The following is a 24680-nucleotide window of genomic DNA, read 5'->3' on the forward strand; positions in this document are numbered from 1 at the left end:
ATGTTGGTCGGGGCAAAGCCGGCTATGAAGCGGCGTCAACGGGGCGGCATGCTCGCCCTGTTGACGGCCCCGCTTATCCTGTTCGTCGTCATTCTGTTTCTGTGGCCGGTGGCGCGCTTCCTCGCTCTGGCCGTCGACAACTCGGATTTCTCGAACAACCTGCCGCGTACAATTGCCGCTCTGGCGGGCTGGAAAGCAGATAGCGGCCTGCCTGGCGAACCCGTCTTTGCAGCACTCGTCGAGGACCTGGCCGACGCGCGGCGCGCCGGGAAGGAAGGCGTCCTGGCGCAACTCGTGAACCAGCGCGTCGTCGGCAGCCGTTTCCTCGTCATCAAGACGGCAAAGGATGCGGCCGACGGCAAGCTGACTATGCGTCCCGTGCGCGACGAGGTGCTCTCCAAACAGGCCGGCTGGAAAGACATCGATCTCTGGCAGGTCATCGCGCGTCAACAAAGCGCGCGAACGGACTATTATCTGCTTGCGAGCCTGGACCTGAAGCGAGGCGCGGACAATTCGATCGAAGCCGTTTCCGCCGACCGCGCCATCTTCGTCGACGCGCTGCTGCGCACGATCTGGATCAGCATCGTGGTGACCGTCATCTGCGCGGTGCTCGCCGTGCCGCTGGCGCAGGCAATTGTCAGCGCGCCGCCGGCCTGGTCGAAGCTCATGTTCGCGCTGATCCTGTTTCCGCTCTGGACATCGCTGCTGGTGCGCACCGTCATCTGGATTATCGTGCTGCAGAAGAACGGACCCGTGAATTCCACGCTGCTTGGCCTCGGCATCGTCAGCGAGCCGCTCAATCTCATTTACACACGCTTTTCGCTCTATTTGGCGATGGTTCAGGTTCTGCTGCCCATGATGGTGCTCTCCGTCGTCGCTGTCATGCGGCGGGTTCCGACCACCTACATGCGCGCGGCACTTTCGCTGGGTGCGCCGTGGCTCACGGCATGGCGCCGCGTGCAGTTGCCGTTGATCCTGCCAGGAATCCTGTCTGGCGGGGCGATCGTTTTTGTCTTCGCTCTCGGCTATTACATCACCCCGACGCTTGTCGGCGGGCCGACCGACCAGATGATCTCCAGCTACATAGCTTTCTACACGAACAGCACACTGAACTGGGGCATGGGTGCAGCGCTTTCGCTGCAACTGCTGATGATCCTCGTCCTGTTTGCGTTGCTGTTCTGGACGGCGTCCGTCCTCTTCCGCCGCAAGGCGCATGTCGCATGAGCGCCGACCGCTTCCGGAAGTGGCTGATGTATGCCTATGCGGCGACGTTGCTGGCGTTCATCATCCTACCCCTGCTGATCGTGATCCCTATGTCGCTGACCTCGAGCAATTCGCTGGCATTTCCGACGCCGGGCTGGTCGCTGCGCTGGTATGCCGAACTGTGGGTCGACCAGCGTTGGCCGAACGCGCTGTGGAACTCGATCGTCATCGGGATATCCACCACGGTTCTGGCGTTGCTGCTCGGCATACCTGCGGCGATCGGACTCGCCTGGGGCAATTTTGCCGGCAAACGGATCCTCTACGCGGTCATCGCCGCGCCCTTGGTGACGCCGGTTGTCATCGTCGGCGTCGCGGCCTTTTCATTCTTCGCCACACTGGGACTCGTCGGCAACAAGCTATCGATCATTCTGGTGCATACGGCGATGGCCGTGCCTGTGATGCTGACGACTGTCGTCGCCAGCCTTTCGACCTTCGACCGGACATTGGTTCGCGCGGCGGCATCGCTCGGCGCCGGCACCATGCGCACATTCTTCAAGGTAGTGCTGCCGCTGATAGCGCCGGGCGTCATTACAGGGGCCATCATCGCCTTCATCATCTCTTTCGACGAAGTCGTCGTCGCAAGTTTCCTCTCGACAGGCGCGGAGCGAACCTTGCCTCGCATGATATTCTCCGGGGTTCGCGAGTCCATCAGCCCTGCTATCGCGGCCGTCGCTGTGCTGCTGATCGCCTTCTCGGCGACCCTGCTTGGTGTCATCGCCATCCTTCAGAGCCGCTCGCAAACTCTCCGCGCAAGGGCATCGGCATGAGACTGGTTCCATCGGTGCAGCAGTTGGAGACAGAGATGACGGCCTGGCGGCGGCATCTGCATGCCAATCCAGAACTCGGCTTCGAAGAGTTCGAGACGGCGCGTTTCGTGGCGGACAAACTGCGCTCGTGGGGCATCGAGACGATCGAAGGCGTCGGTCGGACAGGCGTCGTGGGTACGCTCAGGGGCAGGCTCGGCGCTGGTCGCGGGCTTGGCATCCGAGCCGACATGGACGCCCTGCCGATGACCGAGGCGCGGCCGCTGCCGCATGCGTCCCGCATTCCCGGGAGGATGCATGGCTGCGGCCATGACGGTCACACGACGATGCTGCTCGGCGCAGCCTCGGCGCTTGCCCGCTCGCCCGACTTCGCCGGCACCGTGCATTTCATTTTCCAGCCGGCCGAGGAGGGCCGAGGTGGGGCACTCGCCATGCTGAATGAGGGCCTTTTCGAGCGTTTCCCCTGCGATGAAGTCTACGCGCTGCACAATTGCGAACGGCCGCTGGGCGAGATCGCCGTCCACCATGAGACGGTGGCAGCGGCGGCCGATCGCTTCGAGATCGTCGTGCATGGAAGGGGCGGCCATGCGGCGATGCCGCATCTTGCGATCAATCCACTTCCCAGCGCCGCGCGCATCCTGCTGGCGATAGAAGCCCTGCCCGGACGCCTGACCGATGTGCACTCTCCGGCAATCGTCACCGTTGGCGGCCTGCGCGCCGGCGAAGCCTTCAACACCATCCCCGATGCGGCGTTTCTGACCGGCACCGTGCGCACCTTCGACCATCAGGTTCAAAAGACGCTGGAGACGGCAATCCGCCGCATCGCGAAAAACGAGGCTGAAGCTTTTGGCGCCAGCGTCGATATTCGCTACGAAACGCCCTTCGCGCCGACGATCAACACTCCGGCGCAAGCCGACGCGATGATCGCGATTGCGAACGAGGTGATGGGCTCGGAACGTCTCGTCGTCGATCCGCCTCCCGAGATGGGTTCTGAAGATTTCTGCTACATGTTGGAACAGCGGCCGGGCTGCTATTTCTTGCTTGGCCAGGCGGACGACGCGCACCAGGCCGCCGCGCACGACACCAATTACGATTTCAACGACGCTATCCTGCCGATGGGCGCCAGTCTTTGGGTCAGGCTGGTGGAGCGCCGCCTGTCCGCGGCAGGCGCATCGTGATGCAGTTGCCGGAAAAAGACATCCGCTGGCGGAGCCATTGGCTGCGGCAGGCATTGCCCGAGGACCCGGACCTTGCGCCTCCGCTCGAAGAGACAACGCAGGCCGACATCTGCATCGTTGGCGGCGGGTATCTCGGACTGTGGACCGCCATTCGCCTCAAGCAGCACAATCCAGGCTTCGATGTTGTCATTGTAGAGCGCGACATTTGTGGTGGTGGCCCGAGCGGCCGCAATTCCGGAATGGTGCTTTCGGCATGGACCAAATACAGCGCGCTTGCCGCGCTGCGCGACGGAAACGACGCGCTTTCGATCATCAAGGCATCCGAAGCCGCGATCGGCGGCATCGAGGCTTTCTGCAAGGCAGAGGCAATCGACGCCTGGTTCGATCGCATCGGCTGGATCTGGGGCGCTACGTGCGAAGCACAGCTTGGCGCCTGGGACGACGCGTTAAACAAGCTGGCAGCGCATGGCTACGTTCCGGCGCGGCGAGTTTCGCGCCCTGAGATCGCGGCGATGGCCGGTACGACGAGCCACCTTGGCGGTGCGTTCGACGCTTCGTCGGCAACTGTGCATCCAGGGTTCCTGGTGCGCGGCCTGCGTCGTGCAGCGCTGAACCGCGGCGTTCGGATCTATGAAAAGTCGCCGATGAAGCGGTTTTCACGACGTGGCAAGCTCACGGTGGAAACGGCGAAAGGAACTGTGTCCTGCGGCAAGGTCGTGCTTGCCATGAATGCCTGGTCCGGCGCGATTCCGGAACTGGCCCCTGCGATCTTCAACATCTCCAGCGACGACGCCATGTCACAGCCCATTCCAGACCTTCTCGACAAGGTCGGCTACCGCCGGGCGCCGCTGATGATCGATTCCCGCGTCTTCGTTGGCGGTTGGTCTCCGACGCGCGATGGTCGGCTGTCCGTCGGCGTCAGCGGTGGCGTCATTGGCTTCGGCGGCATCGTCGACCAGCGTTTCCATGGCCTGTCGCCACGGGTCGCCGAAATGCGTCGCGCGCTGCGGGATGGCCACCCAGCGCTCGCCGATTTCCCGCTCGAGACATCGTGGAACGGCCCGATCGACCGGACGGTCAGCGGCGTGCCGCTGTTCGGCGCTTTGCCCGCTAACCGCGATGTCGTCTACGGCTACGGCTTTTCCGGCAATGGCACGACAATGGCTTATATCGGCGGCGAGATCCTCACCGGCCTGCTGACTGACGGCGAATCGGAACTGACGCATTCGGCGCTGGTGCGTCCGGTGGCGCGCGGTTTCCCGCCCGAACCCTTTCGCTTCGTCGGTGCGCATTTCGTCCGTGGCGCGGTGCGTCGGCGCGACGATCTCGAACATGCCGGGCGCAAGCTGGATCCGGTGACGAGATGGCTCGCCGGGATGGCTCCGTCCGGCGTCACTCCCTCCAAAGCCAATCTTCGCGCAAAGAAAGGATGACGATGTCCAAGGCCAAGATTTTCAAGCACAGCGAGTTGACTCTGAAGCCATCAGTCACGCCGACCGGAACGTCGTCGATCGCGCGCGTGATCAATGCCGAGATCAGCCGGACCATGGGCGGTGGCATCGAGTATCTGGAGAACGCCTCGATCGACTGGACCGTGACCTATGACGAGGTGCTGTTCATCCATGAAGGCACGCTGACGATCGAACTGGATGACGGCCGCCACGAATGCCGCCCTGGCGACATCGTCTGGCTGCCCAATGGCACGCATCTGAAATACATCGCAACCGAACGCACCGGCTATTTTTACTGCCTGTACCCGTACGACTGGGCCGCGCGGCAAGGGACGTTAGAACCTTGAAAGTGACAGGCATATCATAGGTTGGCTTTTTACGGCGCCGATCCGCCTGGCAGACGGCGGATTGTCATTATAGCAACATGCATATTAGCTATTCCTTGACAATCTGCCTGGGCTCTGGTTTCCTGATTTAACGGGTGTTTAACCAAGTTCGTTGCGTTTTTTACGGACGGTGTTCGCATGTCGACGTTGGTCGTGGCGGACCCGCGAGGGGTATATCTCGCCGGTCTGGAATGGGTTTTGCAGAAGGCTGGACACGATGTTGTCGCCCAGTGCCGCCGCCCTGTGGACGTTCTCGCTCATGTGGAGCGCCATCAGCCTGATATCGTCATCGTGGGCGTGGATCTCGCGGACCAGCAAACATCAGGTCTCTCCTCACGGCTGAAGGCCGGCAACAGCGCTCTCGGCATCATCTTCATCGTGCAGCCAACCGGCAGGCTCGATGTCAAGGAGATACAGACGCTCGACGTCGACGGCCTGTTTCTGGACGGCATCAGCCACCGCTTTCTCATCGAATGCGTGAATGCGGTGGCAACAGGCAAGAAGTGGATCGACAACAAGATCGTCCAGCAGCTGCTGATGCCCGGATCGCAGCCGCAGCCAATGTCCAGGCTGACCGGGCGGGAGACCGAAATCGCCGATCTCGTCTCGCGCGGGTTGCGCAACAAGACCATCGCGCAGCGGCTGCATTTATCCGAAGGCACGGTGAAGATGCACCTGCATCACGTCTACGAGAAGCTGCACCTCGGCGGCCGGGCGGAACTTGCCTGGATGACGCACGGCAAAGGCTCCGGGCGTCCAGGAACGGGCCGAACCGGCCTGCTCTGAACACTCTCCACTCGCACCGACATTGTACGCACGGCAACGGCCGGAGAGCCGTCTGACGGCATCCGGCTCGTGCCTGCGCGACCTCCCGCAGCGCCCGCCAGCCTGATCTATCGAAGGATATATATCGTTCGATCAGGCGCGGACATTGACCGCAATACTATCCAAGCGGGAATGGACGCGCCCTCTGCGCCGGCGGCACAATGAAGTTGGAGGGGCGCATTTCAGTATGCGACCGGATGCACTGGGGTAGGTGCATCTTCGGCGTTTGGGGGCTGCATCCCTTTTCCAGAAAGCATTTTGAACCAAGGAGAATCTCCATGGCACTCGACATCGTAGCTCAAGACATCATCATCGACGAGACCATCGGTTTTACGGACGATGATATTAACCCGGCCATTCCGCCGTACGACACCAATACCACGGTGCAATATCTCCTGGGTCTCGACGACGCGGGCGGGCTGGCTTCACCGCAGGTCGCCTTCCAGGCCAACTTCGTGGAGGCCTCGGCGACCTCAGGGGAAACCATCACCTCGGTCGTTCTCACGCAGAACGACTCGGGAACTCCATTTTCCACCACCGTTGGCGTGTACAGCGGCATTCAGACAGTTGACGGCAAATATGTCTGGCTGTTCCAGGACCAAACGCATCCAAACGTCGTGATCGGCGTTATCGGTACCTCTGCCAGTATCGCACCTGCTGCGAACGGCCCGCTCGCCTTCTCGTTTGGGCTGGTCAGCACGAGCAATACCAATGCGGACCTGTACCTGGTCCAGTACGTGGCGTTGATGAATCCGGATCCTGACAAGGCGGACGTCGATCTAATCGATCTGAGCGGCAAGGTGTATGCCTCGGTCACGGGAACCTCCGTGCTCAATTTCAGCCAGCTTGGTGACGCCCCTCCTGGACACAACAAGTGGTATATCCTGGACGCCGATGTTGCGAGCACGCAGAAGATTCTCGTCACGGCGCACGACAATGGCGTGCAAGCTGAAGTCAACGTCAGCACGCAAGGCCTGGGTGTCTCATCTCAAGACGTGCGCTTTGGCCGTGACCTTCAGATCGACCTGATCAATGGCGGCACCCAGAGCGCGGGTAAGAACTTTACCAATACGCCCACCGCGCCAGACTACGGCACCCACATCGAGACCGTCTCCAGCGCGGGTTTCTCGATTTCACAGTCCACGCCGACCAACACCAAGGCCGACATCGAGATCCACGCCTATAATGAAGCCGGCAACGAAGAGGGCGCTGCGTTCCCCGGTGATGCCCTCGGTACGGAGATCAATATCACCGGCGTGACGTTCAAACTGAACGGCGTCACGATGACTGCCGCACAACTCGGCATCACGGTCGATCTCACCGGCACTGGAGCGATCCTACAGGATGTCGGCGAGGGCGTGACGGTCGATTTCACGACCGCGGGTGGGGTTGGCGGAACCTTTGATCGCTTCACCATCAAGAATATCGACACCGAGAAAGACTATTTCGATGTCAAGGAAGTCCACTTTGCTGGCAACGTAGCCAACGCCTATAACGAAGAGGTCGGCTCCTTCATCAACTTCGATGACGACGGGCCTAGCATTTCGACAACGGGTATTGTGCCGGACCTCACGGTAGACGAATCCAATTTTGCCGGAAACGACTCGCACAGCTTCGCCGGTAACTTCGCACCCGTTCCCGGTGCAGACGGCGATGACGTTGCCTACGCACTTAGCATCGGCAACGTTGACAGCGGCCTCGTCGACACGCTGACCAGTACCCCGGTCACGCTGTCAGTCGTCGGCGGTGTCGTCATCGGTGAAAACGGTAATGGCGACGAAGTATTCCGCGTCAGCGTGGATGCCGCCACCGGTGTCGTGACTCTCGACCAGTCCCGCTCGGTTGTTCACTCGGATCATACCAGCGCCGATGAGAGCGTATCGCTGGCAGCCGGCATCATTGTCCTGATGGCGACCATCACGGATGGCGATGGTGATACTGCCGCCGCGCCGCTGGAAATCGGTGACCATCTGATCTTCAAGGACGACGGCCCGAGCATCACGGCCGATGGCACAGAGCCGACGATCACGGTCGACGAGTCCAGCTTGGGTGACAATAGCGCGAGCTTCTCGGCGGCGTTCACCTCGAATGCCGGTGCCGATGGCGACGCCATCAGCTATGTGCTTGACATCAACCAGGTCACCAACGATAGCGGCCTAACCGACACCTTAACCGGTGAGGCGGTCCTCCTCTCGGTCAATGGCGCCGGTGCCGTGGAAGGCCGCACCGCCGGCACCGGCGACCTCGTGTTCACGGTCAGCGTCAGCGCCGCCGGCCTTGTGACACTCGATCAGGCGCGTTCTGTCATACACTCGCCCGACAGCGGACCGGATCAGGCAACGACGTTGGCGTCCGATGATCTCGTCACTTTGACGGCGACCATCACCGACGGTGACGGCGATCAAGACGACGACACTGTCAACATTGGCACTAGCCTCATCTTCAAGGACGATGCTCCGACGATCACGGTGCCGTTCGACGGTGATGCATCCGGTGGTGGTAGCGATGGTACCCACGAAACCCTGGCCAACGCGGCCGGCGCAACGGCTTCCGGTGCTTTCGGCTACGACATCGGGGCGGATGCTCGCCCGGATTTGTACTACGACGCCACGCACTCTGACTTTGTCGATAGCAATGGCGACCCGCTTGATGGCGTCCAAATTGCACTCACCGGCACGATCACCGGCGGAGGCGGAGGCAATCTCATCACCTCGAACGTCACGCTCGCGTCAGAGGACTCTCATTTGGCGACGTTCAACTTCACCTTCACCTATGACAAGGACCCAGCGGATGACGTCCAGACCGGCACCGCGGACGGCACCCTCCTCTTCAACAAGGATGACGGCACTTATACCATCACCCTGGCCGACCCGCTCGAAGGCTTCAGCTTCGACGTGCTGCACACCAATGAGTTGTTGGCCAAGGCGCCCATCGGCAACACAGGACACCCGCTGATCGTCGCCGAGCAACTGACGCCTGACGGCGATCCGAATCCGTTCTTCGTGCAGTTCACCGCAAACTCGACAACCAACTCCATCAAGTTCGGCTTCAACTCGACCGGCGACGGAGCGGCGATCGGTGACACCACGTTCAACAACGCCGGTGCCACCCACGATATGATCACCAACGTCCACGAAGACTGGGTGTCTGCAACCCAGGCGACGAACGGGGTCGCCGGCGACACAATCCAGAAGGGTGAAGCTCTGACCTTGCGGTTCTTCGACGAGAACATTTTGGGCGATGTGAACCCGAAGGCGCCCAATGGTGGTACTGAGCAGCTTGACCCGACCGCGAGCGCCAGTGGCGTCGTCATCAAGTTCGACGGCATCGGCAACAGCGAGGACCTGGTCCTGATCCTCGATCTCAAAGATGCCAACGGCAATGAGATCACAAGGGCGGTCAATGTAGAGAATTCGGACCTGATCAAGGGCAACGCCAATGTCCCCTTCCCATACAACACCGAGTTCACGCTCGATAACAACGATGCCCTCCTGATCTTGGAGAGCAACGACTACAATGATGGCACCGAGACGTTCCAGATACAGGGCGTGCAGATCATGCAGAGCGCCAATGGGCTGACGGGTGACGCCATAAACCTGAATGGAGCCATCGGAGCGGGCGGTGACAGCAATGCCACCTCTGGTCTATCGGCTTGGGACACGACCGATAACGATGTTCTGAAGATCGTGGACATCGGGTTTGTGCAGCAGACCAGTGGGACTGTCGATGCCAGCCTCGACTTCGCCTTCAATGTGGCGGACGCGGACGGGGACCTGACCCCGATTCTGCCCGAGCAGTCGCACATACTTGTCGACGTCGCCTGACACTTGACCAGTGGGGGCAGCTGCTGCTGCCCCCTGCAATCCCTCGCACGGGATGTCATTCCGCACACCAGAGAAATAACGATGAAAACCAAGCAACAGCCCCCTGCCCTGCAGGTGGTGATGAAAGAGGCAAGACGCGCCATCCGGCCGCTGATCTGGTTCAGCGGCGGCATCAACGTGCTGATGCTGACCGGGGCGCTTTACATGCTCCAGGTTTACCACCGCGTGTTGTCTAGCCACAGCCTGGAAACGCTGGTGATGCTGTCGCTGATGGCGGTCGGCGCACTCGCGACGATGGCTGGGCTGGAGGTGGTGCGCGGGCGTCTTCTGGCCAAGGTCGGTTCCTGGATGAACGCGCGCTTGGGACCGGTTCTGCTGACCGCATCGGTGGAATACGCCGCGTCGGCGCCTGGCCAGGCCAACGCCCGTCCGCTGCGCGATCTGGACCAGGTGCGGAATTTCTTCACCAGCCCGAGCGTCTTCCCGATCCTCGACGCGCCTTGGGCGCCGCTGTTTTTCGCTGCCATTTTTGTCATGCACCCATGGCTTGGATGGCTGGCGCTCGGCGGCGGGATCGTCCTGTTCGCTTTGGCGCTGCTCAACGAATACGTCACGCGAAAGCCCTTGACCGAGGCTGCGGGTGCGCAGTCGCGGGCATATGTGCAGGCCGAGGCTGCAATCCGCAACGCCGAGGTCGTCCAGGCCATGGGTATGCTGAAGCCCCTGTTGGAGGGCTGGAAGGCACAGCAGGACGAGGCGAACAAAGGACATGTTCTTGCCGCCAACCGGGGTGGGGCCATCGCGGCTATCGCGCGTTGTCACCGGCTGGCCCTGCAAATGGCGATACTCGGCCTCGGCGCCTATCTGGTACTTCGCAACGAGGCCTCGCCCGGTATCATGATCTCCGCCTCGATCCTGATGGGCCGCGCATTGTCACCGGTCGAGCAAGCCATCGGCACATGGAAGGCGACGCTCGGAGCGCGTGCCGCCTATCGGCGTCTCACCGCTGTCGCCGGACAGCACCGGGAATCCACACCGGTTCTGCCGCTACCACGACCGAAAGGCAGGTTCGAGGCCGAGAACCTTGTGCTTGCCCGACAGGGTGGCGAACATATCCTGAAAGGCATCAACTTCCGCCTCGAGCCGGGTGAAGCGATGGCGTTGATCGGTCCGAGCGGGGCTGGCAAGACGAGCCTGGCGCGCATACTCGCCGGTGCCTGGCGCCCGTCCGCGGGGCGCGCCTTGCTGGACGGAACGGATGTTGCCCAATGGGCGGCGGAAGACCGTGGCCGTCATGTCGGCTACCTACCGCAGGACATCGAACTCTTCGCCGGCACCGTGTCCGAAAATATTTGCCGCTTCGCGACGCTCAACCCGGCGGTCTTCAACAAGGTGGTCGAGGCCGCGCAGTTGGCAGGAGTCCACGAACTGATCAAGGGACTGCCGAAGGGTTACGCCACCGAGATCGGCGAATCCGGCGCCGTCCTGTCAGGCGGGCAGCGCCAGCGCATCGGGCTGGCGCGGGCACTCTACGGCGACCCCGCGCTGCTTATCCTCGACGAACCCAATTCCAACCTCGACAGAGAGGGCGAGGAGGCATTGATTGCTGCTCTCGGCGTGGCCAAGGCCACGAACACAACCGTTATCCTGATCGCGCACCGCCCCAACCTTTTGGACAAGATAGACAAGATACTGGTGCTCAACAGAGGTCAGCAAGATCTCTTCGGGCCGCGCGACCATGTCTTCAACGAACTCGCCAATCGCGCCAGCAAGGTGGCCCATCTGCCCAAAGCGGCCCAGTTGCCTACCCTCGAAATGGTCAAGGAAATCAAAGAGGTCAAGGAAGCATGAGCCGCCCCCCGCAATTGAACGTCGTGCCGCTGCCCCTCCCCCCACCCTCCCTCCTGGAACCGGTACCCCTGCGTCTGGGAGGCGTGAAATTCACCGGGTTCGCGATCATGTTCCTGTTCTTCGGCGTAGCCGGGGGTTGGGCGGCGCTGGCACCGTTGGACAGCGCCGCTGTGGCGCCGGGCGTTATCAAGGTCGCCGGCGACCGCAAGCTCATCCAGCACCTCGAGGGCGGCATCATCGCGGAGTTGAACGCCGCCAACGGGGATATCGTCAAGGCCGGCAATATCCTCATCCGGCTCGACGACACGCAGGCAAAGGCGCAGCTCGACCTGATCCAGAACCGGATAGCAACGCGTGAGGCGCTGGCCGCGCGTCTCAGGGCCGAGCGTGACGGCAAGACTGGGATAGAGTTCAATCCGGCGTTGCTCGCAAACCCCGCCACCGCCGTGAAGGACGCGGTGGCAGCACAGCGTGACGTGTTTGCCGCGAAGCACCACAATCTGAAGGACGAGCGGGAAATTCTCGGCCAGCGCCGTCACCAGGTCGAGGAAGAGATAACGGGACTGGAGCAGCTTGTCGTCACCGAAGACAAACAGATCGAGGCAATCGAGGATGAAAGCAAAGACCTTGAGGGGCTGCTCAAGAAAGGGCTGACCACCCGCGAACGGAACCTGTTGCTCAGACGCCAACAGCGGGAGATCGAGGGGGAGCGCGCTACCAACATTGCCGCAATCGCCCGTGCCGGAAGCGCCATGGCCGAGATCGACATGCAGATCCTGAACCTCAACACAGTGCGGCTGAACCAGGCCGTCGATGAGTTGAGCAAGGTCGAGGCGGAGTTGTTCGACCTCGGACAGCAGGAGCGTTCCGCCAAGGACGTGCTTAGCCGTACCAACGTCGTCGCGCCCGTTGACGGCATTGTCATGGACCTGAAGGTCCATACGGCGGGCGGTGTCGTGAAACCCGGCGAGACATTGATGACGATCGTGCCTCTCGGACAACAACTCGTGGTCGAGGCTATGGTCAAGCCTGAGGATGTCGAGACGATCGCACCCGGACAGCCCGCGCGCGTCAGCTTCCCGGCCTTCGCCCGCTACAACCTGCCGCCACTCGAAGGTGTCGTGGAGATCGTGTCGGCTGACCGCATGGTTGAGGAGCGCAGCGGGGCACCGTATTTCGCCGCGACCGTTTTGATCGACAAGAGCGAACTCGGCAAGCTGGAGGGCCGCAAGCTACTGCCCGGCATGTCGAGCGAGACGATGATCCGGACAGGTGCCCGCACCGTGCTCTCTTATCTCGCCGAGCCGATCACGCAGAACTTCCGCCGGGCCATGCGGGAAAAATAACCGTAGGCCGCTGAACCGGATTCAGGAAAGCAACATTCGCCCGGCCGTGATCGCCAGGAAGAACGCAAAGGCAAGTTTCAGGTAGCGCGGGTTGAGCGCGTGGGCGAGCTTGGCGCCCAAGGGTGCGAACAGAAAGCTCATGGGCGCTATGATGGCAACCGCCGGCAAGCTGACATAGCCCAGGCTGAGCGGAGGCCTGCCTGCAATTGCGAGACCCGACCAGATGAAGCCGGCCACCGCTGGAAGCGCGATAAGCAGGCCAAGCGCCGACGATGTGCCGACGGCCCGGTGCACCGGAAAGGAAAAACTGGAAAGCGTCGGCACCGAGAGTGTGCCGCCGCCAATTCCCATGAGCGAAGAGACAAAGCCGATCACAGCAGCGATCGCGCGGTTGATCCAGCCGCTTTGCGGCAGGTGATCGGAGATCACGAGGTGCTTCGGCAACGCCATGTTGACGGCCACCAGCAGGCCGACGACGCCGAAGACCAGCCGCAAGCCGGCGCCCGGGATGAATTTCGACATGATGCCGCCGACCAGGGCACTGACGAAAATCGCCGGTCCCCAAAGATTGAGCAGAGGCCGATCGACATTGCCGCGCCTGTTGTGTGACCGCATCGACGAGATCGAGGTGGGGATAATGACCGCAAGCGATGTCGCGACCGCCAGATGGCTGATCACAGCAGGCGAAAAGTGGAACAGGCTAAGCACCCAGAACAGCACCGGGACGATGACGATGCCGCCGCCGACCCCCAGCAGACCGGCGAGCACGCCGGAGGCAATTCCGGTCATGGCCAGACCGGCGATCAGCATTGCAATCGTCAGCCCGTCGAAAACCGACGTGTCGAATCCGAAGTCCACTATGATTTTTCCTTGATTGGCTATTTGCGGCACGGCCTTGCGGGCACGGCCGCGCTCATCCGCTGTTGCGACCCAAAATGCAGGTCGCCCAGAAGGGTCGTAGCGTTTTTGGGATGCGCTTTGGCTAGTGGCGCACCATCCCCGCGTCGACATTGAGCGTCTGGCCCGTGATCCAGCGCGCATCGTCGGAGGCCAGGAACGAGACCACATCGGCGATATGTTCCGGCTGCCCCTTTCCTTTCATCGCCTGAAGCATCTCGACGAAGCCGAACGCCTCATTGTGCGGGCTAGCCTTGACACCGTCGCTCTCGATCAGGCCGGGCGTCACCGCATTGGCGGTGATGTTGTATTTGCCGAGTTCTGTGGCGAGCGCCCTGGTGAAGCCGATGACGCCGCCCTTGGCCGCGACATAGGCCGCCATGTTCGGCGTGCCGGCAAAGAAGGTGTTGGATGCGATGCTGATCACCCGCCCGGCCTTCCCCGCCGCACGCATCTGGTCCGTACCGGCGCGGCTGACAATGAAGGTGCCGGTCAAATTGACGTCGATGATCTTGCGCCAATGGTCGAGATCGACATCGTCCCAGGCGACGAACGGCACGATGCTGGCATTGTTGACCAGAATATCGATGCCCCCGGTCAGGGCCTGGATTTCGGCGAAGAGTGCCTTGACGGATGCCGGATCGGAAATGTCGGCGGCGATCGCCCTCGCCTTTCCGCCTATCGCCGCGGCCGCCGCCCCGGCGCCTTCGGCATTGATGTCGCTGACGATGACGGTTGCCCCGTCCGCGGCAAGCCGCGCTGCGATCGCCTTGCCGATACCCTGCGCGGCGCCTGTAACCAGGGCCGTCTTTCCCGCAAGCCGTTCAGTCATGAAAATGCTCCCTCAATCCGTGATCTGATGATGTCTGTTCAGGCGTCGGCGTCGATCACGGCCAGCGCCGCATCGATGCCTTTGCCGATCGCCAGTTTCTGGCCGGCCGCGTTCATGGCCCCGCCAAGTGCCGTCAGCGCCGCGATCGCGTAGATCGGCTGCGCGGTCGGTCCCATATGGCCGATGCGTGTCAGCTTCCCCAAGGTCTCGCCGCGGCCAGACGAAAACACCACGCCGTAGCGGGCACGCGCGGCCTGGCGAAGCGCCTTCTCGTCGACACCTTCGGGCGTGCGGACGGCGGTCGTGGTCGGCGACGCGATGCTGTCGCTGGCGGCCCAGATCGATAGGCCCATCGCGGCGACACCCGCGCGCATGGCCTTGGCGGTGAGCGCGTGGCGCGCCCACACCGCCTCCGGTCCCTCATTGAGATAGAGGTCGAGCGCGACATCGAGCCCGTTGATCTCCGAGACCGACGGCGTGAACGGAAACGGCTTGTCCCTCAACCACGCATGCTCCCAGTCAACGATGCTCAGCATCGACGCGCGGGGGGCCGCCTCGTTGCCCTTCATCTTGGCCCAGGCCCGCTCGCTGACGCCCATCATCGTCAGGCCGGGAGGCGCGCCCAGGCATTTGTTCGGGCCGGTGACATAGATATCGGCCTTGCAATCCTCGGGATGCGTCTTCATGCCGCCAAAGGACGAGACGGCGTCGACGATGAGATAGCCGCCATGCGCCGAGACCAGCGCGCCGATGGCGTCGATCGGGTTGATGGTGCCGGACGGCGTGTCGTGGTGGCAGACGGAAACGACGGTGATCTCCGGATGTGCCTTCAGCATTGCCTCGACCGCCTGCGGATCGATCGCCTCGTTGTACGGCACCTCGATCTCGAGCAGATGTGGCGAATAGCGCTTCGCCCAATAGCCAAAGCCCTTGCCGTAGACTCCCGAGGCAAGGTTGAGCACGACATCGTCCGGCGTGATCAGCGAGGCCGCGGCGGCCTCCAGGCCAAGCACCGGCTCGCCATGCAGGATGACCGGCTTGTTCGACAGCCGCATCGCCTTCTGCGCCTTGTCGACCACACCCTCGTAGAAGAGCTGGAACGCCGGGTCGTAGTCGTAGAGCACCGTGCGGCCGAGGCCGCGTAGCACTTCAGGATAGGCGTTCACCGGCCCCGCGGTCAGGGTGATGACCGGATCAGCGTGTTCGAGATAGCGCATCGTCTTGTCTCCCGATTGGCGGCGGTCAGCCGTAGAATTGCGTGCCGGTCCTGTAGGTCTTGAAGTTGTCCATGTCGTGCGAGTACATCAGCTCGGCGCCATGGTCCTCGGCGAGCTTCCTCACCTTGCGCATCGAATTGACGCCCGCCACCGGGTCGATGTGGAAGGCCGCCTGGCACAGCATTTCAAGGCTCTTTTGCGTATAGGCCGCGTCGATCGTGAACATGATCGGCTTGCGCTTGGGAAACTCCACCAGCAGGCTGTAATGGCCGATCGAATGACCGGGCGTCGAGATCAGCCGGACACCCTTGGCAAGCTCGACGTCGCCATCGACGCCTTCGAAGGTCGAATTCGCCCGTGTCGTTCCCGCAAGCAATTGTGCGGTCGCGCCACGCGCTTCGGCAGCCTCCGCCGAAAAGCTCAGGTCGGAATAGCCGAGATGTTCGAAGGGCTCGGGATTGCAGGCCTGCGGCACCTCGGTCCGATGACAGATCTTCTTGGCATGCGGAAAATACTTGTTGCCGCCGCAATGATCGAAGTGGAAATGCGAGTTGACGACGACGTCGATGTCCTTCGGCTCAAGGCCGAGCAGCGCCAGGGCGCCGGGGATGGTCTGGTGCTTTTCCTGGATCGGCTTTTCGAACGGCAGCACCTTCATCACGTGGTCGTAGTCGTAGCCGGTGTCGATGAGGAACCGACCCTCGGCATGCTCGATCAGGATCGAATAGACGGGGAAGCGCACTTCACCGCCAGGGCCGCGATTCCAGAACACATGATAGCCGTCGAGAACGAGCGAGCCGCCGTCGAGCAGGTAGACCTTGGTATCCGACATTCTTGCCTCCTTTATTGGCGCGGGTCCCGTCCGCGCATGAATTGTGCTCAGCGCGCGCCGCGCTCGTATGGAATGCCGAGCGCCGCCGGCAGGCTCGCGCGCCGGCCGAACAGCACCAGCATGATCATCACCGCCAGGAACGGCAGCATCTGGATGATGTCGGTCGGTATGTTGATGCCGGCCACCTGCATGGCCGTCGTCAGCGACAGGCAGACGCCGAACAGCAACGCGCCGAACAGCACCCAGATCGGGCGACCGCGCGCCAGCATGGCCAGCACGATGCCGAGAAAGCCCGCGCCATTGGTGATGAACGGAATGAACAGCCCAGCCCCGACATTGGCGAGATAGGCGCCGCCGAGCCCAGCCAGCGCTCCGGTCGTCAACACGGCGATGGTGCGGGTCCGCACGACATCGATGCCGGCGACATCGAGCGCGGCCGGCTTGTCGCCTGCCGCCTGCAAATTGAGGCCGAGTTGCGTGCGCCGATAGAGGTAGCTCATGCCGAAAACCAGCGCGACCGCCAGATAGACGATCAGATGATGCTTGAAGAATGCAGGCCCGATGACCGGGATGCCCGAAAGCAGCGGAATGACGGTAGCATCCGCCGCGGGCAGGCGCGGGTAGCTGCGTGAGAACTGGAAATGGTGGAGCAGTGCCGTCAGGCCCTCGAGCCCCAAGGTCAGCGCGATGCCGATGACGATCTGGTTCAGCCCGATGCGCACGCAAAGCAGCGCCATGACAAGCGCCACCGCGGCGCCGCCAGCGGCACCGGTGAGAAAGCCCAGCCACAGCGACCCCGAATAGAAAGCGCCGACAAAGCCGAGATAGGCGCCGGCCAGCATCATCCCTTCGATGCCGATATTGAGCACGCCCGCCTTCTCGGAGATCTGCTCGCCGAGCCCGGCAAGCAGCAGCGGGATCGCCGCGGTGACGGCGCCGAACAGGAGCGCGCTGAGAAAGACTTCGCTGAACAGCCCGGTCATGCCCTAGGCCCTCCGCGACTGGTTGTATCGGTGATCGAAATATTCGGCGAGCGCGAGCACGATCAGCACGATGGAAACCAGCACCAGCGTGAAATGATTGGGCACGCCGAGCCGGCGCGCCGCGCTCTCGCCGCCGATCGAAAGCACCGAGAGCAGGAACACGAAACCAATGGCTGCAAAGCCGTTCATGCGGGCGAGAAAGACAGCGGGTATCACCGCAAGCCCGTAGGCGGGATTCCAGTCGGCGCGAACATTGCCCTGGACGCCGATGATGTCGACAGCGCCGGCAAGTCCGGCCAGCCCGGCGGAAATGGCGAAGACGGCAACGGTCAGGCCGGGAACGCCGAGCCCCGAGTGAACCGCCGCGCGTGGATTGGCGCCGACGATCCTCAGCTTCAGCCCGAACGCCGTGCGCGTCATCACCAGATGCACGATGACGATCGCCGCCAGCCCAAGCAGCAGGCCACTGGTGATGGTCGTTTCGAACAGGCGCGGCAGCCGGCCCTCCACCGGCAGCGTGCGCGTCTGCGGCACGGTCGTTCCCGGATCGCGAAATGCCAGCTTGACCAGCACATTGGCGAGCGAAGTGCCGAGGAACGTCATCATCAGCGTGGTGATGATCTCGTTGACGCCCTGATAGGCACGCAGCAGGGCCGGCACCAGCGACCAGATCATCGCCACCACCATGGCGACGAGGAACGAGCAGAACAGCGCCAGCCAAGCTGGCATGATCTGCACGAACACGGGAGCGCTGGCAGCCGCCGTCACCGCGCCAAGCAGGAACTGCCCGTCGCCGCCGAGATTCCACATGCCGGCGCGAAAGGCCACGATCAGGCCGGCGGCAAGAAACAGCAGCGGCGCCATGCGCGTCAGCGTCTGCTGGATGCCGAGCGGCGAGAACAGTCCCTTCTCCAGCACGAAGCCATAATAGGCGAGCGGGTCGACGCCGACGGCAAGCAGGATACAGCCGGCTATGACGAGAGCGATGAGGATCGGGCCGAGCGTCATCAGCAGCCGATGCAGGATGTCGCGGCGCGTCGCCGCCCCGCTCGTGGCATCGAGTGCGGTAGCACTGACCGTGGGGGCGGTGTCGATGCTCATGCGGCAAGTCCGATCATCAGGCGACCGACCTTGGTGCGGGCGTCGTCTACGTTCTCGACGGTGCCTACCAAAGCTCCGTCGGCGATGACGGCGATACGGTCGCACATGCCAAGCAATTCCTCGAGGTCGGTGGAGATCAGCAGCACGGCGAGGCCACGCGCCGCCGTGTCGCGGATGCGCTGGCGCGACGCCAATGTGTTGGCGAGATCGAGCCCATAGGTCGGCTTGTTGAAGATCACCACCTTGGCGCCCTCAGCCAGTTCTCGCGCCAGAAGCACCTTCTGGATGTTGCCGCCGGACAGCCGCGCGACAGGCGTCTTCAGGCTCGGCGTACGCACGTCATATTCGCGCACGAGCTGGGCGGCGCGCTTGTCGATCTCCGCGCGTTGCTCGACGCCGTTGCGCCAGAACGGGGCCGCGCCGACCTGCTTGAGGAAGAAGTTGATCGACACCGGGAAGGTTCCGACAGTGCCCTCGCCCAGCCTGTCGTCGGTCAGGTAGCGAAGGCCGCGCCGGCGGCGCTCGCCGACGCTCAGCGTCTCGATGGCGGCGCCTTCCAGCCGCACCGAGCCGCCGGCAGCTGTACGCTGGCCGGCCAGCGCTTCCGCCAGCTGCTTCTGGCCGTTGCCGTCGATGCCGGCTATGCCCAGGATCTCGCCCGGGCGGATGTCGAAGGAGATCGACGACAGGCCCGGTGCATTGTCCGTCGGTGCTACCGCCAGATCCGTAACCTGAAGCAGCGGGGCTGCTCCGGCGCGGGCCGTGCGGACAGGACGCTCGACGGCTTCCGGGTCATCCTTCTGCTTGCCGAACATCAATTCCACGATCTCCGAGACGATCTCCTGTTCGCCCAGCGCGTGAAACCGCTCGGGCGGGATCTCGCCGACCTTGCGGCCGAGCTTCAGCACCGAGATGCGGTCACCGAAGGCAGCCGCCTCCTTGAGCTTGTGGGTGATGAAGACGATCGCCAGACCTTGCTCGACGAGGCGGCGCATCAGCGCGCCCAGTTCGTCGATGCCTTTCGGCGTCAGCATGGAGGTGGACTCGTCAAGGATGAGCAGCCGGCTGTTGCGCAGCATCGCGCGCAGGATCTCGACCTGCTGCTGCTCGCCGAGCGACAACTCCGATACCTTGGCTTGAAGCTTGACGGTGATGCCGAGCGTGCCGGTGATCTCGGCGACGCGCGCCGCCAGTTCCCCGGTCCTGGGGCGCTGCCACCACGGCCCGCCAAGCAGAAGGTTCTCCGCCACCGTCAGCGTCGGCACCAGCATCATGTGCTGGAATACGGTGCCGATGCCGAGTGCCAGCGCATGGCGCGGCGACGTGATCGGCGTCGGTTTGCCGTCGACCAGTATGCGTCCTTCGTCCGGCTGCTGCAGGCCGGACAACATGCCGATCAGTGTCGATTTTCCAGCGCCGTTCTCGCCCAGCAGCACATGCACTTCGCCCGGGCGGATCGACAGGTCGACGCTGTCATTGGCAACGATGCCGGGGAACCGTTTGGTCACGCCTTCAAGCGCGACGATGTCGCGCCCGGCAACGGACGATGAAGAAAAACCGCTCATGAAAGCCCAGCACCAAAAAAACGGGAATCGTCCGGAGGGGTGAACGGATCACCCCTCCGGCAGTTGACCGTGATCGCCTTACTGGGCGACGCTGGTCATCAGTGCCCTTACGGCGGCCGCGTCATAGACCGGCTCGACCTTGATCTTGCCGGAAATGACGTCCTCGCGCAGCGCCTGGATTTCCGTCCAGACATTGTCCGGGATCGCAGCGGTCTTCAGCAGCTTGACCGAGTCGTCCTTGAGGCCGATCGTATAGTGTTTGGTGCCGAACGTGTCGGCCTTCAGGTCGGCAATCATTGCCGCATAGACCGGCTCGATGTTCCACACCACCGACGACAGCAGGAAGCCCTTGTCGATCGGTGACTTGTCGCCGATGACGTCGATGAAATAGACCTTGCCGCCATCGGCTGCCTTGGTCGTCTCGACCGCCTGCAGCATGCCGAAGCTCGAACCGTTGCCTTGGCCGAAGATGATGTCGGCACCCGATGCGATCACGCTTTCGGTGACGCGCTTGCCGCCGGCCGCGTCGCTGTAGGCGGCAGGGCCGATCACCGCATAAGTGATCTTGACGTCAGGGTTTTCCGCCTTCACGCCTTGTGCGAACGCCGCCGACTGCGAATTCCACGATGGCGGTTCGCCCGAGACGACGATGCCGACCGACTTGGAACGCGACACCTTGGCGGCGAGACGGCCGGCGAGATAGGCACCCTCGTGGCCGCTCAGCGTGTAGTCGGCGACAAGGCCCTTCTCCAGGCCGGCTGGCGTGTCGACGATCGCCACCGGAACTTTCAATTCCTTGGCGATTTCGGGCGCCGAGGTGTTGTAGCCGCTGGCATGCGCGATCAGCAGGCTGGCGCCGTCGGAGGCAAGTTCCCGCAAGGTCGGACGAACGTCGCCATAGCCGAGACCCTGGGCCACGACCACTTCGACACCTGCGGCTTTGCCCGCCGCCTTGGCAGCGTCGATGCCTTGCTGGTTCCAGCCATAGTCCGTGCCTTCTTCGGGCGTCAGGATGGCGATCGACTTGACCTCGCCGGCAAGCGCGCCGCTCATCAAGACACCGCTCAATATAACTGCACTTACACTGCTCTTGAAAATCTTTAACATGTTACCCTCTCTGTTTTGATTTACCAATCAACATTCTTATTGTTATTGCGCGAAAGCGAGATAGACTGCCTGCGAAATTTATATATGGAGCTCAGGCAAAGTGAAGATCCGTTATGCCCTTCCGGTGATGCTGGCGTTGTCGTCCTTCGCCAACGCGGTTGAGTTGCACCATGTCACCGTCCGCACCGGCACTGACGGGCTCGACATGGTTCCGTTGACGATTTCGAATGCGGGCAGCGAAGGCCTCTCCTGCAACGCCGACTTCGCCCACTGGTATTCAGCCGGGATCGCAACGATCGAGCCGGGCAAGAAGACCCGCGTCGAGCTCTGGTTCGATGCGAAGACCGGCACGTTCACGATCCTCAACGACAAGCGCGAGAACCTGCCCGTCGAGCGGCTGTGGTGCGGTCTGGCGAGCCGGGCATATGCCACCCGCGTGCAGGTCACGCTCGACCGCGCCGATGCGGCGAAAGGCGAGCGTGATGTGTCCTGCGCCATCGCGCAGGACAGCCTGGTCTGCCGGTAGGCGCTCATCGATCTTTCCGTTCGAACACCGCGCGCCCCTTATTCTTTTGCCAGGAATGCGTCGGTGAAGACGTCGTCCGCCGACAGAGCCGCCTTGAGCACGCCCTGGTCCGTCAGCGTCTTTAGGGTCTCCTCCCACTGCGTCTTCGTCATCCAGCCGAGACCGTGTTCCTTGGTGTCGGGGCTGCTGAATGTCGAGGCGATGTCGGCGTTGATCTGCGCCAGCAGCACGTCCTTCTTGTCCGCATAGCCGGGCGCTGCCTTGGCCGTGATCTCGGCGGCCTCTTCCGGATGAGCCACGACATAGTCGAAGGCCTCCCTGTACGCCTTGACGAAGCGGCGCACGACGTCCGGCTTGTCCTTGATCATCGCCTGCGAGGTGAACAGGCCCGAGCCATAGGCTTTCCACCCATGGTCCGCCCCCATCATGATGCTGAGCGAGCCGGGGCCTCCGGCCTTCGCCTCCAGCTCGGGAACCTCCGCGTCGATATAGCCGACGACCGTCTGAACCCGGCCCAGCAGCAGATAGCTTTCATAGGGAGGCGAGACGCTGTTCAGCGTCATGTCCTTTTCGGTCAGGCCATTGGCGGCCAGGAAGCCCTTGAAGAAGATGTAGGTGGAGCCAGCCGGATGAACGCCGATGGTCAGTCCCTTGAGGTCGGACGGCTTGGTGAGCTTCAGCGTCTTGGCCAGCGAAATGATCCCCAGCGGCGAGTGCTGATTGACGGCCGCCAGCGCCACGACCGGGACATTCTGCGACCGTGCGACGGCAAGCGTGGGAAGATCGCCGAAGCCGAAATCCGCGTTCTCATTGCCCACCAGCCGCATCGCGTCCGGCGAGCCGGACCCCTTGCGGATCTCGGCCACATCGATGTCGTTCTTGGCGAAGAAGCCTTTTTCCTTGCCGACGAAAAACATGGCGTGATTGCCGCGCACCACCCAGTCGAGCTGAACGTTGACCTTGTCCGCCGCCAGAGCAGCGTTGGAAAAACCGAGTGCTGCAACAAACGCCGCGAAGGTAGCGGCCTTGATAAGTGAGCGTCTCAGCATTTTTTGTTCCCTTTTATGAATTTGGTTGATCGAGCGGACCTAGGACTGGCTGAATTTCGGCGCCCACGGCACCACGATGCGTTCGAGGATTTCGGCGGCGTAGTAGAAGGCGATGCCAAGCACGGAAACGAGCAGCAGCGCTGCGAAGACCAGCGCCGTGTCGAGCTGGGTCGAAGCGAACTGGATGACGTAGCCGAGACCGTCCGACGCCCCGGCGAACTCACCGACGATGGCGCCGATCACGCTCAACGTGGCGGCGATCTTGGTTCCGGCCATCAGGTTCGGCAGCGAATGCGGAACACGGATCCTGAACAGGATCTGCGTCGGGCTGGCTCCGACGGAATTCATCAGCGACAGCAGCGAGCGGTCGACCGATTGCATGCCCGCCAGCATCGACAGTGTCACCGGGAAGAAGGCGATGACCAGGATGAGGCCGATCTTGGGCGCCAGCCCATAGCCGAACCAGAGGATGAAGATCGGCGCGAGCGCGACTTTCGGCACGTTCTGGAACAGCACCACCAGTGGATACAGCGCGCGTCCCAGCCAGTCGAAGCGCACGATGACCAGCGCAATGGCAATGCCGACCACGACCGAGACCAGGAAGCCGAACAGGATCTCGCCCGCGGTCACCAGCGTCGCTTGCATCAGCGTGCCCCATTGCGCCACCAGCGACTTCGCGATCTCGGACGGGGCGGGAATGATGAAGGCGGATATGGCAAAGATCCGCACGGCGGCTTCCCACGCTACGATTGTCACCAGCAGCAGGATGACCGCCGGCAGCCAACTGCCGGTCGCCGCACTCCAGCTGGAGGCGAGCCGCGGCTCGGAAAGGTCCGTGATGGGTTGGTCGCTCAAGACGCGCCTCCCGGTTGATGGCTGGAGCGCAGCATCGTTCGCAACTGGACCACCAGCCTGACGAACTCCGGATCTTCGGTGACCGTCAGGTCGCGTGGATAAGGCAGCGCAATGTCGAGGCTCTCGGTGATCCGCCCCGGCTTGATCCCCAGCACGTGAACATGGCGCGACAGATGGATAGCCTCGTCGATGGAATGGGTGACGAGCACGATCGTCTTGCCGGTACGCTGCCAGATTTCCAGCAGCGACTGACCCATGGAATCGCGGGTGATGGCATCGAGCGCGCCGAACGGTTCGTCCATCAACAGGACCGCCGGATCGAGCGCCAGGGCTCGTGCGATGGCGACCCGCTGCCGCATGCCACCCGACAGCTCGTTTGGCCGCTTGTGGGCGCTGTCGCCCAGCCCAACCAGCTCCAGCATCTCCTGCCCGCGCGCCCGCAATTCCGAGCGCGACAGCGACTTGTCGGCGATGCCGAGCAGCATCGAGGCATTGTCGACGGCGTTCTTCCACGGCAGCAGGTTGGCGTCCTGGAAGACGAGGCCGATCATGCGCCTGCGCGCCGCCTCGACCGGTGCGAGCCCGGCGATCGCAACGCTGCCCTGGGTCGGCTTCACCAGCCCGGCCAGCACCTTGAGCAAGGTGCTCTTGCCGCAACCGGAAGGGCCGATAAGGGAGACAAACGACCCCTTCGGCACCGAGAGATCGATGTTGCTGAGGATCAGCTGCCGGGCGATGACCACCGAAACGCCCTTGGCGGAGATCAGATTGTCATGGCGGATATGGGCCGGCCTGTCACCGGCGGCTCGAATGGTTTCAATGCGCATG

General features: G+C 62.7%; 21 protein-coding genes. 10 read left to right on the forward strand and 11 right to left on the reverse strand.

Annotated features, from left to right (window positions below):
- Nucleotides 1–24 precede the first annotated feature (24 nt).
- The 9 genes from NKJ00_RS14135 (at nucleotide 25) to NKJ00_RS14175 (ending at nucleotide 12888) form a co-directional block, all read left to right on the forward strand.
- Nucleotides 25–1224, forward strand: coding sequence for an ABC transporter permease (locus NKJ00_RS14135; protein ID WP_164893116.1), 1200 nt, complete (start codon nucleotides 25–27; stop codon nucleotides 1222–1224).
- Nucleotides 1221–2030: an ABC transporter permease gene (locus NKJ00_RS14140; RefSeq protein ID WP_128306010.1), complete on the forward strand. Its 810-nt coding sequence runs from the start codon at nucleotides 1221–1223 to the stop codon at nucleotides 2028–2030. Before NKJ00_RS14135 ends, NKJ00_RS14140 begins: the two co-directional genes overlap by 4 nt.
- Nucleotides 2027–3205 (forward strand): amidohydrolase, encoded by a 1179-nt coding sequence (locus NKJ00_RS14145; protein ID WP_352630108.1) that lies wholly within the window; start codon nucleotides 2027–2029, stop codon nucleotides 3203–3205. Before NKJ00_RS14140 ends, NKJ00_RS14145 begins: the two co-directional genes overlap by 4 nt.
- On the forward strand, nucleotides 3205–4638 hold the full coding sequence (locus NKJ00_RS14150) for an NAD(P)/FAD-dependent oxidoreductase (RefSeq protein WP_352440328.1): 1434 nt from the start codon (nucleotides 3205–3207) through the stop codon (nucleotides 4636–4638). The genes NKJ00_RS14145 and NKJ00_RS14150 overlap by 1 nt, the downstream gene beginning before the upstream one ends.
- A gap of 2 nt (nucleotides 4639–4640) precedes the next feature.
- On the forward strand, nucleotides 4641–5003 hold the full coding sequence (locus NKJ00_RS14155; protein WP_164893115.1) for a EutQ-related cupin domain-containing protein: 363 nt from the start codon (nucleotides 4641–4643) through the stop codon (nucleotides 5001–5003).
- Between the two features lie 177 nt (nucleotides 5004–5180).
- Nucleotides 5181–5828: a response regulator transcription factor gene (locus NKJ00_RS14160; protein WP_352630111.1), complete on the forward strand. Its 648-nt coding sequence runs from the start codon at nucleotides 5181–5183 to the stop codon at nucleotides 5826–5828.
- A 317-nt stretch (nucleotides 5829–6145) separates the two neighbouring features.
- Nucleotides 6146–9691, forward strand: coding sequence for a DUF5801 repeats-in-toxin domain-containing protein (locus tag NKJ00_RS14165; protein WP_128306006.1), 3546 nt, complete (start codon nucleotides 6146–6148; stop codon nucleotides 9689–9691).
- Between the two features lie 81 nt (nucleotides 9692–9772).
- Entirely contained in the window at nucleotides 9773–11542 is a 1770-nt protein-coding gene (locus NKJ00_RS14170; RefSeq protein ID WP_352630113.1) for a type I secretion system permease/ATPase, read from the forward strand.
- Complete coding sequence (locus NKJ00_RS14175; RefSeq protein WP_352630115.1) at nucleotides 11539–12888, forward strand: HlyD family type I secretion periplasmic adaptor subunit; 1350 nt, start codon at nucleotides 11539–11541, stop codon at nucleotides 12886–12888. The genes NKJ00_RS14170 and NKJ00_RS14175 overlap by 4 nt, the downstream gene beginning before the upstream one ends.
- Before the next feature lie 21 nt (nucleotides 12889–12909).
- On the opposite strand, the gene NKJ00_RS14180 is transcribed toward NKJ00_RS14175, so the two are convergent.
- The 8 genes from NKJ00_RS14180 to NKJ00_RS14215 form a co-directional block, all read right to left on the reverse strand.
- A complete protein-coding gene (locus tag NKJ00_RS14180; RefSeq protein WP_352630117.1) occupies nucleotides 12910–13746 on the reverse strand; it encodes a sulfite exporter TauE/SafE family protein in 837 nt (278 codons plus the stop codon).
- A 124-nt stretch (nucleotides 13747–13870) separates the two neighbouring features.
- On the reverse strand, nucleotides 13871–14617 hold the full coding sequence (gene pldH / locus NKJ00_RS14185) for a pyridoxal 4-dehydrogenase, SDR-type (RefSeq protein WP_027039485.1): 747 nt from the start codon (nucleotides 14615–14617) through the stop codon (nucleotides 13871–13873).
- Between the two features lie 38 nt (nucleotides 14618–14655).
- Nucleotides 14656–15834 (reverse strand): pyridoxamine--pyruvate transaminase, encoded by a 1179-nt coding sequence (gene ppaT, locus NKJ00_RS14190; RefSeq protein WP_352630119.1) that lies wholly within the window; start codon nucleotides 15832–15834, stop codon nucleotides 14656–14658.
- Between the two features lie 25 nt (nucleotides 15835–15859).
- Nucleotides 15860–16666, reverse strand: coding sequence for a 4-pyridoxolactonase (gene pldA, locus NKJ00_RS14195; protein WP_352630121.1), 807 nt, complete (start codon nucleotides 16664–16666; stop codon nucleotides 15860–15862).
- A 47-nt stretch (nucleotides 16667–16713) separates the two neighbouring features.
- Nucleotides 16714–17649: a putative B6 ABC transporter permease subunit 1 gene (locus NKJ00_RS14200; protein WP_023809926.1), complete on the reverse strand. Its 936-nt coding sequence runs from the start codon at nucleotides 17647–17649 to the stop codon at nucleotides 16714–16716.
- 3 nt (nucleotides 17650–17652) lie between these two features.
- A complete protein-coding gene (locus tag NKJ00_RS14205; RefSeq protein ID WP_352630123.1) occupies nucleotides 17653–18750 on the reverse strand; it encodes a putative B6 ABC transporter permease subunit 2 in 1098 nt (365 codons plus the stop codon).
- Nucleotides 18747–20315 carry a putative B6 ABC transporter ATP-binding protein gene (locus NKJ00_RS14210; RefSeq protein ID WP_352630125.1) on the reverse strand — a complete coding sequence of 523 codons (1569 nt, stop codon included), beginning with the start codon at nucleotides 20313–20315 and terminating at the stop codon, nucleotides 18747–18749. Before NKJ00_RS14210 ends, NKJ00_RS14205 begins: the two co-directional genes overlap by 4 nt.
- 78 nt (nucleotides 20316–20393) lie before the next feature.
- On the reverse strand, nucleotides 20394–21368 hold the full coding sequence (locus NKJ00_RS14215) for a putative B6 ABC transporter substrate-binding protein (protein ID WP_023809929.1): 975 nt from the start codon (nucleotides 21366–21368) through the stop codon (nucleotides 20394–20396).
- Nucleotides 21369–21522: 154 nt separating this feature from the next.
- Between NKJ00_RS14215 and NKJ00_RS14220 the strand changes: the two genes are divergently transcribed.
- The gene (locus NKJ00_RS14220) at nucleotides 21523–21948 is read left to right on the forward strand and encodes a hypothetical protein (RefSeq protein ID WP_023809930.1); all 426 of its coding nucleotides are present in this window, start codon (nucleotides 21523–21525) and stop codon (nucleotides 21946–21948) included.
- Nucleotides 21949–21986: 38 nt separating this feature from the next.
- On the opposite strand, the gene NKJ00_RS14225 is transcribed toward NKJ00_RS14220, so the two are convergent.
- The 3 genes from NKJ00_RS14225 to NKJ00_RS14235 are packed head-to-tail and all read right to left on the reverse strand — an operon-like array spanning nucleotide 21987 to nucleotide 24679.
- A complete protein-coding gene (locus NKJ00_RS14225) occupies nucleotides 21987–22997 on the reverse strand; it encodes an ABC transporter substrate-binding protein (protein ID WP_352630127.1) in 1011 nt (336 codons plus the stop codon).
- Nucleotides 22998–23036: 39 nt separating this feature from the next.
- A complete protein-coding gene (locus NKJ00_RS14230; protein ID WP_224621906.1) occupies nucleotides 23037–23852 on the reverse strand; it encodes an ABC transporter permease in 816 nt (271 codons plus the stop codon).
- Nucleotides 23849–24679: an ABC transporter ATP-binding protein gene (locus tag NKJ00_RS14235; protein WP_352553328.1), complete on the reverse strand. Its 831-nt coding sequence runs from the start codon at nucleotides 24677–24679 to the stop codon at nucleotides 23849–23851. The genes NKJ00_RS14230 and NKJ00_RS14235 overlap by 4 nt, the downstream gene beginning before the upstream one ends.
- Nucleotide 24680 lies beyond the last annotated feature (1 nt).

Source organism: Mesorhizobium sp. M0227, assembly GCF_040321855.1.
In the GTDB taxonomy this organism is placed as follows: domain Bacteria; phylum Pseudomonadota; class Alphaproteobacteria; order Rhizobiales; family Rhizobiaceae; genus Mesorhizobium.